This window comes from Kitasatospora sp. NPDC023118, from assembly GCF_055560875.1.
Genome location: NZ_JBVHHW010000010.1, coordinates 95,936 through 109,924, shown reverse-complemented (window position 1 = coordinate 109,924; position 13,989 = coordinate 95,936). Strand labels below are relative to the sequence as shown.

Below are 13,989 nucleotides of genomic sequence, written 5' to 3'. Positions count from 1 at the left end.
ACCACGGAAGGTCCTGATCAGATGCCCACGAGCCGCGCCACCACCTCCACCCCCGCCTCCCAGCCCCGGTTCGACGCCGAACAGCGCGCGATCGAGACCCTCTACGCGGACGTGGTCCGCCGCAACAAGGGCGAGGCGGAGTTCCACCAGGCCGTCCACGAGGTACTGGAGACCCTGGCCCCGGTGCTCGCCCACCGCCCCGAACTCCTCGACGCCCGGATCATCGAGCGGATCTGCGAGCCCGAGCGGCAGCTGATGTTCCGGGTGCCGTGGACCGACGACTCCGGCGCCATCCACGTCAACCGCGGCTTCCGGGTGGAGTTCAGCAGCGCCCTCGGCCCGTACAAGGGCGGGCTGCGCTTCCACCCCTCGGTGAACCTCGGCATCGTCAAGTTCCTCGGCTTCGAGCAGATCTTCAAGAACGCGCTCACCGGACTGGCGATCGGCGGCGGCAAGGGCGGCTCCGACTTCGACCCCAAGGGCCGCTCGGACGCCGAGATCATGCGGTTCTGTCAGTCCTTCATGACCGAGTTGCACCGTCACCTCGGCGAGCACACCGACGTCCCGGCCGGTGACATCGGCGTCGGCGGCCGCGAGATCGGCTACCTGTTCGGCCAGTACAAGCGGATCACCAACCGCTACGAGGCCGGCGTGCTCACCGGCAAGGGCCTCGGCTGGGGCGGGGCGCAGGTCCGCACCGAGGCCACCGGCTACGGCTGCGTGCTGTTCACCGCCGAGATGCTGCACAGCCGGGGCGGGAGCCTGGACGGGCGCCGGGTGGCCGTCTCCGGCTCCGGCAACGTGGCCCTGTACGCGATCGAGAAGGCGCAGCAGCTCGGCGCGACGGTGCTCACCTGCTCCGACTCCTCCGGCTACGTGGTGGACGAGAAGGGCATCGACCTCGACCTGCTCAAGGAGGTCAAGGAGGTCCGGCGCGGCCGGGTGGCCGAGTACGCCGAACTGCGCGGCAGCCACGTGCGGTTCGTCGAGGGCCCGGGCGTGTGGAGCGTGCCCTGCGACGTCGCGCTGCCTTGCGCCACCCAGAACGAGCTGACCGAGGCGGACGCGCTCGCCCTGGTGCGGAGCGGGGTGCTCGCGGTCGCCGAGGGCGCCAACATGCCCACCACCCCCGAGGCGGTGCGGGTGTTCCAGGAGGCCGGGGTGGCCTTCGGCCCGGGCAAGGCGGCGAACGCGGGCGGCGTCGCGACCAGTGCGCTGGAGATGCAGCAGAACGCCTCGCGCGACTCCTGGAGCTTCGAGCGCACCGAGGAGCGGCTGGCCGGGATCATGAAGCACATCCACGACTCCTGCTTCACGACCGCCGAGCGCTACGGCCACCCCGGCGACTACGTGGTGGGCGCGAACATCGCCGGCTTCGAGCTGGTCGCGGACGCGATGCTGGCCCAGGGCCTGGTCTGACCCCGGGTTCGCGCCGGTCGCCCGGCAATCGGTGCCCTACCGCAGCGGGCACCGATTGTCGGGTGCGGCAAGGTAGGTCCTTCCTACGGTAGTGATCGACAAGGGAAGGACGGGGTCGGTGTGCTGGAGCACCTGAACCGGGCGATGGAACGGATCGACCGGAACCTGGCCGGTGAGATCGACGTGGCCGAACTGGCGCGGATCGCGATGACGTCGGAGTACCACTTCCGGCGGCTGTTCTCGATGCTCGCCGGGATGCCGCTGTCGGAGTACGTCCGACGCCGGCGGCTGACCGTCGCCGGGGCCGAAGTGCTCGACGGTGAGCGGACGTTGCTCGACATCGCGGTCCGGTACGGATACACCTCGGGCGAGGCGTTCGCCCGGGCGTTCCGGTCGATGCACGGGGTCGGGCCGGGGGAGGCCCGGCGCGACGGTGCGGTGCTCACCTCCCAGGCCCGGATGTCCTTCCGACTCATCGTGGAGGGAAGCAGCAGCATGGAATACCGGATCGTCGAGAAGCCGGACTTCCGGATCGTCGGTCGGAAGGCCCGGGTGCCCCTGATCTACCTGGGTGTCAACCCGCACATCGCCGAGTTCATCAAGGGGCTCGGCGCGGAGACCGTCGAGCGGATCACGGCCCTGACCGGCAAGGACCCGCTCGGTATCGTCTCGGTGACCGACGACTTCTCGCCCAACCGCGAGGAGGGCTCCGAGCTCGACTACTGGCACGCGGTGGTGGCGCGCGAGGACGCCGTAGTCCCGGACGACCTGGAGGTCCTGCACGTCCCGGCCGGGACGTGGGCGGTGTTCACCAACAAGGGGGCATTCCCGCAGGCGCTGCAGGAGATGTGGGGGGACGTGGCCAGCCAGTGGTTCCCGTCCAACCCGTACGAGGCCCGGCCGGGCCCGGAGGTCCTGAAGACCCGCCTCGTCCCGGGGACGGGCGACGCCGAGGCAGAGCTCTGGATTCCGGTGGCGCGGGCCGTGCGGGCCTGACATCTGAACATCTGACAGAGAACGACTGACAACTAACAGTCGACAGATAACAGATTTCGAAATCTGTTATCTGTCGACTGCCTTTTGTTCGCCCTCTCCGTCCTCCTCCGCCGCCCCTCCGCCCACCCCTGCCACCCTCTGCCCACCCCCGTTCGGCCCACCAGCGCCCGCCCCCACCCCGCCGCGCCCCGCATGCTGGGGTGGGGGAGCAAGGGGCCGCAGGCCGCTACCCGAGGAGTGGGATCACCGATGGCCAAGGCGTTCGGCTTCGTCGACTACGGCGGACCGGAGACACAGGAGTTCCTCGACCGTCCCACGCTGGAGGCCGGCCCCGGCCAACTGGCGATCACAGTCCACGCCGCCGGGGTGAACCCGGTGGACTGGAAGGTCCGCCGGGGCTTCCTCGGCCGCGAGCGCCAACTCCCCGCCGTGATGGGCCAGGAAGCCTCCGGCGTGGTGCAGCAGGTCGGCCCCGGGGTCACCGGGTTCACCCCGGGCGACGAGGTGTTCGGCCTCGCCGCCGCCGGAGCCTTCGCCGAACAGACCCTGCTGCGCGCCGAGTTGAGCGCCCTCAAGCCCGAGGCCGTCGACTTCGACCGGGCCGCGACGCTCTGCGTCTCGGTCGCCACCGCCGACGACGCCGTGCGCCAACTCGCCCTCGGTGCCGGGCGGACCTTGCTGATCCTCGGCATCGCCGGCGGGGTCGGCAGTGCCGCCGCCCAGATCGCCCGCAGCCAGGGCCTGACCGTACTCGGCACCGCGAGCGACACCAACCGCGAGTACGTGGAGTCCCTCGGCGCCACCCAGGTCCGCTACGGCGACGGCGTCGTCGAGCGGATCGCCGCGGCGGCCCCCGACGGCGTCGACGGCGTCCTCGACCTGGTCGGCGGTGATGCCCTGAAGGCCGTGGCCGCGGTGATCGGCGATCGCACCGAACTGGTCAGCACCGCCGATCCGGTCGTCGCCGCCGAACTCGGCGGCCGCTATGTCGCCCGCTCCACCACCTCCGAGACCCTCGCCGCCCTGGCCGCACTCGTCGCCGCCGGTGACCTGGACCCCCAGGTCACCGGCCGATATCCGCTCGCCCGTGCCGCCGCGGCGGTCGCCGCGGTCGAGTCCGGGCACTCCCGCGGCAAGGTCGTCCTCGAAGTCTCCTGATCCAATCATCACTTGACGAGCAATCAGCCAGAGCAGCCGGAGAGCAAGAGCCATGAAGCAGACCTCCGTCACCACCAACGCCCCGTGCTGGGTCGAGCTGGGCACCTCCGACCCGGGCGCCGCCACGGCCTTCTACCGCGAGCTGTTCGGCTGGCGCCCCGACGGCGACGTCCGCCCCGACGCAGGCGGCTACACCCAGATGTTCCTGGGTGAGGCCTCGGCCGCCGCCATCACCCCGCGGTACGCGCCGCAGCAGCCGATCGCCTGGACGGTGGCCTTCGCGGTCGCCGACGCCGCCGCCACCGCGGCGAGGATCGAGGCCGAGGGCGGCCGCGTCCTCAAGGCGCCCAGCGACGTGTTCGACCTCGGCGTCTTCGCGGTGGCCGCCGACCGGTCCGGCGCGGCCTTCATCCTCTGGCAGGCCCGCGCCTTCCCGGGCGCCGACGTCTTCAACGAGCCCGGTTCGCTCGGCTGGGTGGAACTGCTCACCCGCGACCCGGCCGGCGCGAGAGCCTTCTACCCGGCGGTCTTCGCCTGGTCCGTCGCCCCGTCCGAGCACTACACCCAGTGGGGCCTGGACGGCCAGGACTTCGGCGGCATGCTGGTGATGGGCGAGAACTTCCCGCCCGAGGTGCCGCCGCACTGGCTGCCGTACTTCTCAGTCGCCGACGTCGACAACACGGTCGAGCGGGCGATCGACCTCGGCGCGCAGGTGCTGATGCCGACCTACTCGATGCCGGGCGGCCGGCGGATCGCCGTGCTGCGCGACGCCCAGGGCGCCGCGTTCGGCGTCTACACCGCTCCGGCGGGCAGCTGAGCGGCGGGCACTAAACAGCGGGTACTAGACGGCGGGGAGCTGAGCCGAGCGCCGCGAGGCCCGCGAGCGCCACCCGCCCAGCGCCGCCCCCGCCGCGACCAGCAGCGCGCCCATCGGCACCACGTCGCCGACCCGGTCGTACCAGGTCAGCGTCCCCGGCGCGGTGAGCGGCAGCCGTACGGTCAGCGCCCCGGTGCGGTCGGTGCCGAGCCGGGCCAGCTCCCGGCCCTGGGCGTCGAAGGCGGCCGAGACCCCGGTCAGCGAGGCCTGCACGGCCGGACGCCCGGTCTCGGCGGCCCGGATCGCCGCCAGCGCCACGTGCTGCTCGGGCGCCCAGGTGTGCTGGAAGGTCGAGGTCGAGGACTGGTAGACCAGCACCCGGGCGCCGTCCCGCGCCGCCGTCCGGGCCATGTCCGGGAACGCCGACTCGAAGCAGATCAGCGCGCCGACCGGCAGCGGCCCGCCCGCCCGGTCGATGGCCGGCAGCACGTGGAAGGCGCTGCCGGGCGCCCGGTTCTCGCCCGCCGCCCGGCTGACCCCGGCGATCCAGCCGAGCGCCGGGCGCAACGGGATGTACTCGCCGAAGGGGACCAGACGGATCTTGCGGTAGCGGTCCACCACACCCGCCGGGGAGACCAGCACCGCGTCTTTGGAGATCCGCCCGTCGGCCTTGCGGGCGTCCTCCCCGGCCATGATCTCGGCGCCGGTGGTCGCCGCGAGCCGGCGCAGCCCGTCCAGGGTGACCGGGTTGTGGTCCAGGTCGGCGGTGGTGCTGCTCTCGCCCCACACCACCAGGTCCAGTGGCTGCCCGACCAGTGCGGCGGTGGCCCGGGCGCTCGCGTCGAACCGGGCCTGCGGGTCCTCCACGATGCCCGGCTGGACCAGCGCCACCGTCACCGTGCCGGTGCGGACCGGCGCCCGGCCCAGCGCGAACAGCAGCGGACCCGCGGCCAGCAGCAACACGGCGGTCAGCGCCGCGACCGCCCGCGGCTGCCGGTGCACCGCGGTCAGCACGATCAGCACCGCGGTGTTCACCGCCGCAACCGCCGCGCTGACCAGCCAGATCCCGCCCGCCGAGGCCAGCCCGAGGATCGCCGGGTGCTGCCACTGGGTGGCGCCGAGCAACGCCCAGGGCCCGCCGAGCGCGGGCCAGGACCGCGCGTATTCGGTGGTCACCCAGACCGCCGGGACGACCAGCAGCGCCAGCAGCGCCCGACGCGTGGTCAGCGCCGGGTGCAGCAGCCGGTGCACCGCGTACCCGACCGCGCCCTGCAGCGCCCCGAACAGCACCGCGAGCACCGGCAGCCCGGGTCCGATGGACGGCACCAGCCAGTACATCGCGGTCAGGATGAACCCCGCCCCGAACCACCAGCCGCGCACCGACGCCTCCCGCCCCGACGGGGCCCGCTGCATCAGCAGCAGCCCGGGAACCAGCGCGACCCACGCGAGCCAGGCCTGCCCCGGCGCCGGGAACGCCAGCACCGGCACCGCCCCGGCCGCCAGCGCCCCGAACCGCGCCCGGTACCGCTGCGGCGCGAGCGGCGCCCGTTCCCCAGCGGTCGAATCGGCAGTCGAGTCGGCAGTCGAGTCGGCGGCCGGGGCTGCCGAATAGCCGACCGAGGCTGCGGCCGAATCGCGGGCCGAGTCGGCGATCGGGGCGGCGGTTGTGCTCAGGATTTGGCGTGCGTGAGCGATGCGGCGCGACATGCCCCGTATTGTCCGCTTGGGCGCCGAACGCCACCAGTGGCCCCGTCACCCGAATGGATGACGGGAACACCACGTTTCGAACACGGTGGCTTCATACCACTCGGCAGATCAGCCCTCGTCGCCCTCCAGGTCACCCTCGGTCTCCAGGAACGCGGCCTGCAACTGCTGGATCAGCTCCGGGTCGGGCCGCTCCCACAGCCCGCGGCTGGCCGCCTCCAACAGGCGCTCGCTGATCCCGTGCAGCGCCCACGGGTTGGCGTCGGCCAGGAACTCCCGGTTGACCGGGTCGAGGACGTACTCCTGGGTCAGCTTCTCGTACATCCAGTCCGCGACCACGCCCGTCGTGGCGTCGTAGCCGAACAGGTAGTCGACCGTCGCGGCCATCTCGAAGGCGCCCTTGTAGCCGTGGCGGCGCATCGCCTCGATCCAGCGCGGGTTGACCACCCGGGCGCGGAAGACGCGGGCGGCCTCCTCGGTCAGGGTGCGGGTGCGGACCGTCTCCGGGCGGGTCGAGTCGCCGATGTAGGCGGTCGGTGCCTTGCCGGTGAGGGCGCGGACGGTGGCCACCATGCCGCCGTGGTACTGGAAGTAGTCGTCCGAGTCGGCGATGTCGTGCTCGCGGGTGTCGGTGTTCTTCGCGGCGACGGTGATCCGCTTGTACGCGGTCTCCATCTCCTCGCGCGCCGGGCGCCCGTCCAGCCCGCGGCCGTACGCGTAGCCGCCCCAGACCGTGTACACCTCGGCCAGGTCGGCGTCGGTGCGCCAGTCCCGGCTGTCGATCAGCTGGAGCAGGCCCGCGCCGTAGGTGCCCGGGCGGGAGCCGAAGACGCGGACGGTGGCCTTGCGCTCGTCGCCGTGCACCGCGAGGTCGGCCTGCACGTGGGCCCGGACGAAGTTGTCCGAGTCGGCCTCCTGCTGGGCGGCGGCCAGGCGCACCGCGTCGTCCAGCAGGGCGACCACGTGCGGGAAGGCGTCCCGGAAGAAGCCGGAGATGCGCAGCGTGACGTCGATGCGCGGGCGGCCCAGCTCGTCCAGCGGGATCGGCTCCAGGCCGGTGACCCGGCGCGAGGCGTCGTCCCAGACCGGTCGGACGCCGAGCAGCGCGAAGGCCTCGGCGATGTCGTCACCGGCGGTTCGCATCGCGCTGGTGCCCCAGAGCGAGAGCCCGACCGAGGGCGGGTAGGCGCCGTCGTTGTCGGCCCGGTAGCGCTCGATCAGCGAGGCGGCGAGCGCCTGGCCGGTCTCCCAGGCGAGCTTGCTGGGGACGGCCTTCGGATCGACGGAGTAGAAGTTGCGGCCGGTCGGCAGCACGTTGACCAGGCCGCGCAGCGGCGAGCCGGACGGCCCGGCCGGAACGAAGCCGCCCTGGAGCGCGTGCAGTACGGCGTCCAGCTCGTCGGTGGTTGCGGCCAGGCGCGGCACCACCTGGGTGGCGGCGAAGGTCAGCACCTCGCGGACGGCCTCCGGCAGCCCGGCGGCGACCTTCTCCACCGCCTCGGGCGCCCAGTCCTGCGCCTCCATCGCCTCGACCAGGGCGCGGGCCTGCGCCTCGGCCGCGTCGGTGGCACCGAGGGTGAGCGCGGCCTCGTCCAGGCCGAGCGCCTCGCGCAGGCCGGGCAGCGCGCTGACGCCGCCCCAGATCTGCCGGGCGCGCAGGATGGCGAGCACGATGTTGACCCGGTCGGTGCCGGCCGGGGCCTGGCCGAGGACGTGCAGACCGTCGCGGATCTGGGCGTCCTTGACCTCGCAGAGCCAGCCGTCGACGTGCAGCAGGAAGTCGTCGAAGCCGTCGTCCTCGGGGCGCTCGTCGAGGCCGAGGTCGTGGTCCAGCTTGGCGGCCTGGATCAGGGTCCAGATCTGGGCGCGGATCGCGGGCAGCTTGGCCGGGTCCATCGCGGCGATGTTGGAGTGCTCGTCGAGCAGCTGCTCCAGCCGGGCGATGTCGCCGTAGGAGTCGGCGCGGGCCATCGGCGGCACCAGGTGGTCGACCAGGGTGGCGTGGGCGCGGCGCTTGGCCTGGGTGCCCTCGCCCGGGTCGTTGACCAGGAAGGGGTAGATCAGCGGCAGGTCGCCGAGGACGGCGTCCGGGCCGCACTCGGCGGACAGCGCGGCGGTCTTGCCGGGCAGCCACTCCAGGTTGCCGTGCTTGCCGAGGTGGATGACGGCGTGGGCACCGAAGCCGCCGTCCTCCTGCGCGGCCTCGATCCAGCGGTAGGCGGCCAGGTAGTGGTGGCTCGGCGGCAGGTCGGGGTCGTGGTAGATGGCGACCGGGTTCTCGCCGAAGCCGCGCGGCGGCTGGATCAGCACCAGCAGGTTGCCGGAGCGGATCGCGGCCAGCACGATGTCGCCGTCCGGGTTCTGCGAGCGGTCGACGTACAACTCGCCGGGGGCCGGGCCCCAGTGCTCCTCGACCTGCTCGCGCAGGGCCTGGGGGAGCGTGGCGTACCAGCGGCGGTAGTCGGCGGCGGGGATGCGGACCGGGTTGCGGGCCAGCTGGTCCTCGGTCAGCCAGTCCTGGTCGTAGCCGCCGGCGGCGATCAGGGCGTGGATCAGCGCGTCGCCCTCGTGGCCGGCTGTGACTCGCCCGCTGGCGTCCGGGCCCTCGTCATCCGGCGCCGACGGTCGTCGCTCCCTCGCTCCTCCGTCGCTCCCTCGCTCGCCCTCCTTGCCCGCCCTCGGGCAGGAGGGGCCCACCTTCTCGGCACCGGCGGGCCCTTCGGCTCGGGGCGGGGCGGCGTCGGTGTTGAAGCCGGGGAGGTCGTCCCCGAGGTCCATGCCCTCCGCACGCAGCCGGTCCAGCAGGCGGACCGCGCTGGCCGGGGTGTCCAGGCCGACGGCGTTGCCGACCCGGGCGTGCTTGGTCGGGTAGGCGGACAGCACCAGCGCGAGGCGGCGCTCGGCGGCCGGGGTGTGGCGCAGCAGGGCGTGCCGGACGGCGGTGCCGGCGACGCGGGCGGCGCGCTCCGGGTCGGCGGCATAGACGGTCAGGCCGTCCTCGTCCAGCTCCTTGAAGGAGAACGGGACGGTGATCAGGCGGCCGTCGAACTCCGGCACCGCGACCTGGGTGGCGGTGTCCAGCGGGGAGAGGCCGTCGTCACTGGCCTCCCACTGGGCGCGCGACCAGGTGAGGCAGAGCGCCTGCAGGATCGGGCGGTCCAGGGCGGCGAGTGCGCCGGCGTCCCAGGCCTCCTCGTCGCCGCCGGCCTGGGCATCGGCCGGGCGGGTGCCGCCGGCGGCCAGCACGGTGGTGACGATCGCGTCGGCCTCGCCGAGCGCGGCCAGCAGTTCGGGCTCGGCACCGCGCAGCGAGGCGCAGTAGTAGGCCCTGGCCCGGGCGCCCCGGTCCTCGATCGCCTGGCAGAGCGTCTCCACGAAGGCGGTGTTGCCGCTCATGTGGTGGGCGCGGTAGTAGAGCACCGCCACCGTCGGGCCTTCGTTACTGCGGTCACTGTTGCTGGGTGCCTCGCGCTCCAGCGGGCCCCAGGCCGGGGCGGAGGCGGGCGGGGCGAAGCCGTGGCCGGTCAGCAGCACGGTGTCGGAGAGGAAGGCGCCCAGCTCGGCCAGGTTGGCCGCGCCGCCGTGGGCGAGGTAGGCGTGCGCCTCGGCGGCGATGCCGGCCGGAACGGTGGACAGCTCCATCAGCTGGGCGTCGGGGGCCTGTTCACCGGTCAGCACGACCACCGGACGGGGGCCGGCCAGCAGCGCGTCCAGGCCCTCCTGCCAGGCGCGCCGCCCGCCGAGCAGGCGGACCACCACGAGCTCGGTGTCCTCCAGCAGCGCGGGCAGGTCCTCGGGGGACAGCCGGGCCGGGTTGCCGAGTCGGTACGGGACGGGGCCGTTCGAAGCGCGGGCACTGAGCAGGTCGGTGTCGGACGTCGACAGCAGCAGGATCATGCGAAGGCCCTCCCGGCCTCGTCGGTGGCCAGGGTGGCCGTGGTGGCCAGGGTGGCCGCGGTGGTGGCCGGGGACGCGGGCGCGGGCATGCGACAGCGGGGGTGCATTTCTGCCTTCCTCGGGGTCCGCGCCCCGGGCCGGTGGAGGACGGCGGGAGTTCCTGGCTCCCGCGGCCGACCGGTCTCCCGGTGAGCCGCGGTCACAGTGGCGGGACCGCACCGGGCTTGCACCGGTTTCCTCCCCTGCGCCGTCGCTGGCGTGCGGACGGTCCGCTGGGACCGCCCGGCAGCATCGTACGGGGTGCGGCTGACCTGGGGGAGGGCGAGCTCCGCCACGTCCGGCGCGGGGGCGGCGTTCGGGCGGGCGCGGCGGCTGGGAACGACCCGGCACGCGATCGGGCGCGAGGGCGGGGCGTGAGCCGGCAGCGCTGCGGGGTGACGCCGGGTGTGCCTCCGGGTGACGCCGAGTGTGATGCAGCGGACGGAGGCAACCGATCGGATCATCTGTATGCTCGCCGCCATGCCACCGACACCCGACGCCACCGCGCCGGGCGCCGCCGTGCCCGACCGGGGGCGCGCCGACGCCTGCCCCGGGGCACTTCGTCTGCACCAGGCCGACGACGGCGCCCTCGCCCGGGTCCGCCTGCCCGGCGGTCTGCTGACGGGTCGTCAGGCGCTGGCCCTGGCCGAGGCCTCCGAGGCCCTGGGCGACGGCGAGTTGGAGACCACCTCGCGCGGAAACGTCCAACTCCGCGGCCTGGCCTCGGACTGCGGCGCCGAACTCGCCGACCGGCTGCGCGCCGTCGGCCTGCTGCCCTCGGACACCCACGAGCGGGTGCGCAACATCGTCGCCTCGCCACTGGCGGGGCTGGGCCCGGCCGACTCGGCCGATGTGCAGGCCTGGGTACGGGAACTGGACGCGCGGCTGTGCGCGAGCGACTGGGCGGCCGCACTCTCCGGCAAGTTCCTGTTCGCGCTGGACGACGGGCGGGGCGACGTTGCCGCGCTCGACGCCGATGTGACATTGATCGCAGCTTCGGACGGGCCCGCCGTGCTGCGCCTCGGGCGCGCCGCCGCCGGACACCCGGTCGAGCCCGGGCAGGAGGTGACGGCCGTCCTGGACGCCGCCCGCACCTTCCTGGACGCGCTGCGCACCAGCGGCCGCAAGGCCTGGCACCTGCGCGAGGTGCCCGAGTTGCTGCCCGTCGGCACGCTGCCGCTGCCCTCCGCCACCGGCGCGGCGCCCGTCGTCGGCGCGCTGCCCGGCGGGCTCTCGGTGGGCATGCGCTTCGGGCGGGCGAGCGCCGCGCAGTGGCGCGCGCTGGTCGCCGCCTCCGCCGGCGAGCTGCGGCTGACACCCTGGCGCGGCGCGGTGCTGCCCGGCGCCCCGGCCGACCGGCTGCCCGCGCTGGAAGCCGCAGGCTTCCGTACCGCGCCCGGCTCGGCCTGGGAGCGGGCCACCGCCTGCACCGGGCTGCCGGGCTGCGCCAAGTCACTGGCCGACGTCCGGGCGGACGCCGCGCGGGCGTTGGAGGCGGGGACCGGCGGACTGCCCGTGCACTGGTCGGGCTGTGAACGGCGCTGCGGCCATCCGGCCGGGCGGTGGGTGGACGTGCTCGCCACGGGGCACGGCTACCGGGTGACGGTGAACGGGCCGGCCACGTCCGCGGGCGCTCCCGCGGACGTGAGGAACGAGGAGATGGCCGAGGCGGTTGCAGAGGCCAGGAGGACCACGAATTGATCGAGTACGAGAAGGACGGCGCGTCCATCTACCGCCAGTCCTTTGCCACCATCCGCGCGGAGGCCGATCTGGCCGCCCTCCCGGCGGACGTCTCCCAGGTCGCGGTGCGGATGATCCACGCCTGCGGAATGGTCGACCTGGTCGAGGACCTGGTGTACTCGCCCGGCGTGGTCGCCTCGGCGCGCGCGGCGCTGCACGCCGGTGCGCCTATCCTCTGCGACGTCAACATGGTCGCCAGCGGCGTCACCCGCAAGCGGCTGCCCGCCGACAACGAGGTGGTCTGCACCCTCACCGACCCGTCGGTGCCCGAACTCGCCCGGAAGATGGGCAACACCCGCAGCGCGGCCGCCATGGAGCTGTGGCTGCCCCGGCTGGAGGGCGCGGTGGTCGCCGTCGGCAACGCGCCGACCTCGCTGTTCCGGCTGCTGGAGATGATCGAGGCGGGCGCGCCCCGCCCGGCCGCGGTGATCGGCGTCCCGGTCGGCTTCATCGGCGCCGCCGAGTCCAAGCAGGCCCTCGCCGAGCACCCGTCCGGCCTGGAGCACCTGGTGGTGCGTGGTCGACGCGGCGGCAGCGCGATCGCGGCAGCGGCCGTCAACGCGATTGCGAGCGAAGAAGAGTGACGCAGCATCAGATCGTCGCCGGTCGACTGTACGGCGTCGGCCTCGGCCCGGGGGACCCTTCGCTGGTGACCGTCCGCGCCGCCGAGCTCATCGGCAAGGCCGACGTGGTGGCGTACCACAGCGCCCGGCACGGCCGCTCCATCGCGCGCTCGATCGCCGAACGGTACCTGACGGGTGGTCAGATCGAGGAGAAGCTGGTTTACCCGCTCACCGTGGAGACCACCGACCACCCGGGCGGCTACCGGGGCGCGCTGGACGAGTTCTACGAGGAGGCCGCCGCCCGGCTGGCCGCCCACCTGGACGCCGGGCGCGACGTGGTGGTCCTCGCCGAGGGCGACCCGCTGTTCTACGGCTCGTACCAGCACATGCACAAGCGGCTCGCACACCGCTACCCGACCGAGGTGGTGCCCGGCGTGACCTCGGTCAGCGCGGCGGCGGCCCGGCTCGGTCAGCCGCTGACCGAGGCCGAGGAGACGCTCACCGTCATCCCGGGCACGCTGCCCGAGGAGGAGCTGACGGCGCGGATCGCCGCCGCCGACTCCGCCGTGATCATGAAGCTGGGGCGCACCTTCCCGACCGTCCGGCGGGCGCTGGAGCGGGCCGGGCGACTCGAGGACGCCCAGTACGTCGAGCGCGCCTTCATGGCCGGGGAGCGCGTCGCGCCGCTCGCGGAGGTCGACGGCGAGACCGTCCCGTACTTCTCGGTGGCGGTGCTGCCGAGCAAGGTCGCGCCGCTGGAGCCGACCGTGCGGCTGTCGGACGGTATGGGCAGTGTGACCGTGGTCGGCACCGGGCCGGCCGGGCCGCTCTGGCTCACCCCCGAGGCGCGCGGTGCGCTGGCCGAGGCCACCGACCTGGTCGGCTACACCACCTACCTGGATCGGGTGCCGGAGCGGCCGGGGCAGCGGCGGCACGGCTCGGACAACAAGGTGGAGTCGGAGCGAGCCGAGTTCGCCCTGGAGCTCGCCCGGCGCGGGCACCGGGTCGCGGTGGTCTCCTCGGGCGACCCGGGCGTCTTCGCGATGGCCACCGCGGTGCTGGAGGTCGCCTGCGAGGAGGCGTACCGGGACGTGCCGGTACGGGTGCTCCCCGGGATGACCGCCGCGCACGCGGCGGCCTCCCGGGCGGGGGCCCCGCTGGGGCACGACTACGCGACGGTCTCGCTGTCGGACCGGCTCAAGCCCTGGGACGCGGTGGCGAAGCGGCTGCGCGCCGCCGCCGAGGCGGACCTGGTGCTCGCGCTGTACAACCCGGGCTCGAAGTCCCGCACCACCCAGGTCGGCCTGGCCCGGGACCTGCTGCTGGAGTACCGCGCGCCGGAGACCCCGGTGGTGATGGCGCGCGACGTCGGTGGGCCGACCGAGCGGATCCGGATCGTGCGGTTGGGTGAGCTGGACCCGGCGCTGGTCGACATGCGGACGATCCTGCTGATCGGCTCCTCGCAGACCCAGGCGGTCGAGCGGGGCGGCGGCGTGGAGGTCGTCTGGACGCCTCGGCGGTACCCGGAGGCGTGACGGTGGGCCGCTGACGGCGCCCGCCGCCTGCTACGCACGACTGACGGATGACAGCTAACAGATTTCGTCATCTGTTAGCTGTCATCTGTTTTCTGTTCGCCTTTACCTGTCAGTTGTCAGC

9 protein-coding genes and 1 riboswitch are annotated in these 13,989 nt (G+C 73.8%); of the genes, 7 read left to right on the top strand and 2 right to left on the bottom strand.

Annotated elements, in window-relative coordinates; genetic code table 11:
- Positions 1–21: 21 nt before the first annotated feature.
- From gdhA to ACZ3UD_RS15245, 4 genes are all read left to right on the top strand, one after another.
- Entirely contained in the window at positions 22–1,419 is a 1,398-nt protein-coding gene (gene gdhA / locus ACZ3UD_RS15260; RefSeq protein ID WP_465586571.1) for an NADP-specific glutamate dehydrogenase, read from the top strand.
- A 120-nt stretch (positions 1,420–1,539) separates the two neighbouring features.
- Positions 1,540–2,415 carry an AraC family transcriptional regulator gene (locus ACZ3UD_RS15255; RefSeq protein ID WP_465586568.1) on the top strand — a complete coding sequence of 292 codons (876 nt, stop codon included), beginning with the start codon at positions 1,540–1,542 and terminating at the stop codon, positions 2,413–2,415.
- A 249-nt stretch (positions 2,416–2,664) separates the two neighbouring features.
- Positions 2,665–3,573, top strand: coding sequence for an NADP-dependent oxidoreductase (locus tag ACZ3UD_RS15250; RefSeq protein ID WP_465586566.1), 909 nt, complete (start codon positions 2,665–2,667; stop codon positions 3,571–3,573).
- Between the two features lie 52 nt (positions 3,574–3,625).
- Positions 3,626–4,390, top strand: coding sequence for a VOC family protein (locus tag ACZ3UD_RS15245; RefSeq protein ID WP_465586563.1), 765 nt, complete (start codon positions 3,626–3,628; stop codon positions 4,388–4,390).
- A 24-nt stretch (positions 4,391–4,414) separates the two neighbouring features.
- Here ACZ3UD_RS15245 and lnt read toward each other — a convergent pair whose 3' ends face one another.
- Together lnt and cobN are read right to left on the bottom strand one after the other, a co-directional pair.
- A complete protein-coding gene (gene lnt, locus ACZ3UD_RS15240) occupies positions 4,415–6,097 on the bottom strand; it encodes an apolipoprotein N-acyltransferase (protein ID WP_465586561.1) in 1,683 nt (560 codons plus the stop codon).
- A 108-nt stretch (positions 6,098–6,205) separates the two neighbouring features.
- On the bottom strand, positions 6,206–9,991 hold the full coding sequence (gene cobN, locus ACZ3UD_RS15235) for a cobaltochelatase subunit CobN (RefSeq protein ID WP_465586558.1): 3,786 nt from the start codon (positions 9,989–9,991) through the stop codon (positions 6,206–6,208).
- A 154-nt stretch (positions 9,992–10,145) separates the two neighbouring features.
- Positions 10,146–10,231: riboswitch (cobalamin riboswitch) on the bottom strand.
- A 279-nt stretch (positions 10,232–10,510) separates the two neighbouring features.
- Between cobN and ACZ3UD_RS15230 the strand changes: the two genes are divergently transcribed.
- From ACZ3UD_RS15230 to ACZ3UD_RS15220, 3 genes are read left to right on the top strand one after another with little or no spacing between them, the layout of a single operon-like run.
- Entirely contained in the window at positions 10,511–11,731 is a 1,221-nt protein-coding gene (locus tag ACZ3UD_RS15230; RefSeq protein ID WP_465586556.1) for a hypothetical protein, read from the top strand.
- Positions 11,728–12,354: a precorrin-8X methylmutase gene (locus ACZ3UD_RS15225; RefSeq protein ID WP_465586553.1), complete on the top strand. Its 627-nt coding sequence runs from the start codon at positions 11,728–11,730 to the stop codon at positions 12,352–12,354. Before ACZ3UD_RS15230 ends, ACZ3UD_RS15225 begins: the two co-directional genes overlap by 4 nt.
- A complete protein-coding gene (locus ACZ3UD_RS15220; RefSeq protein WP_465586551.1) occupies positions 12,351–13,868 on the top strand; it encodes a precorrin-2 C(20)-methyltransferase in 1,518 nt (505 codons plus the stop codon). Before ACZ3UD_RS15225 ends, ACZ3UD_RS15220 begins: the two co-directional genes overlap by 4 nt.
- Positions 13,869–13,989 lie beyond the last annotated feature (121 nt).

Excerpts from the sequence above, each read along its gene's own strand:
- ACZ3UD_RS15250 (WP_465586566.1), top strand. The coding sequence starts at position 2,665 with ATGGCCAAGGCGTTCGGCTTCGTCGACTACGGCGGACCGGAGACACAG.
- cobN (WP_465586558.1), bottom strand. The coding sequence starts at position 9,991 with ATGATCCTGCTGCTGTCGACGTCCGACACCGACCTGCTCAGTGCCCGC.
- ACZ3UD_RS15230 (WP_465586556.1), top strand. The coding sequence starts at position 10,511 with ATGCCACCGACACCCGACGCCACCGCGCCGGGCGCCGCCGTGCCCGAC.
- lnt (WP_465586561.1), bottom strand. The coding sequence starts at position 6,097 with ATGTCGCGCCGCATCGCTCACGCACGCCAAATCCTGAGCACAACCGCC.
- gdhA (WP_465586571.1), top strand. The coding sequence starts at position 22 with ATGCCCACGAGCCGCGCCACCACCTCCACCCCCGCCTCCCAGCCCCGG.
- ACZ3UD_RS15245 (WP_465586563.1), top strand. The coding sequence starts at position 3,626 with ATGAAGCAGACCTCCGTCACCACCAACGCCCCGTGCTGGGTCGAGCTG.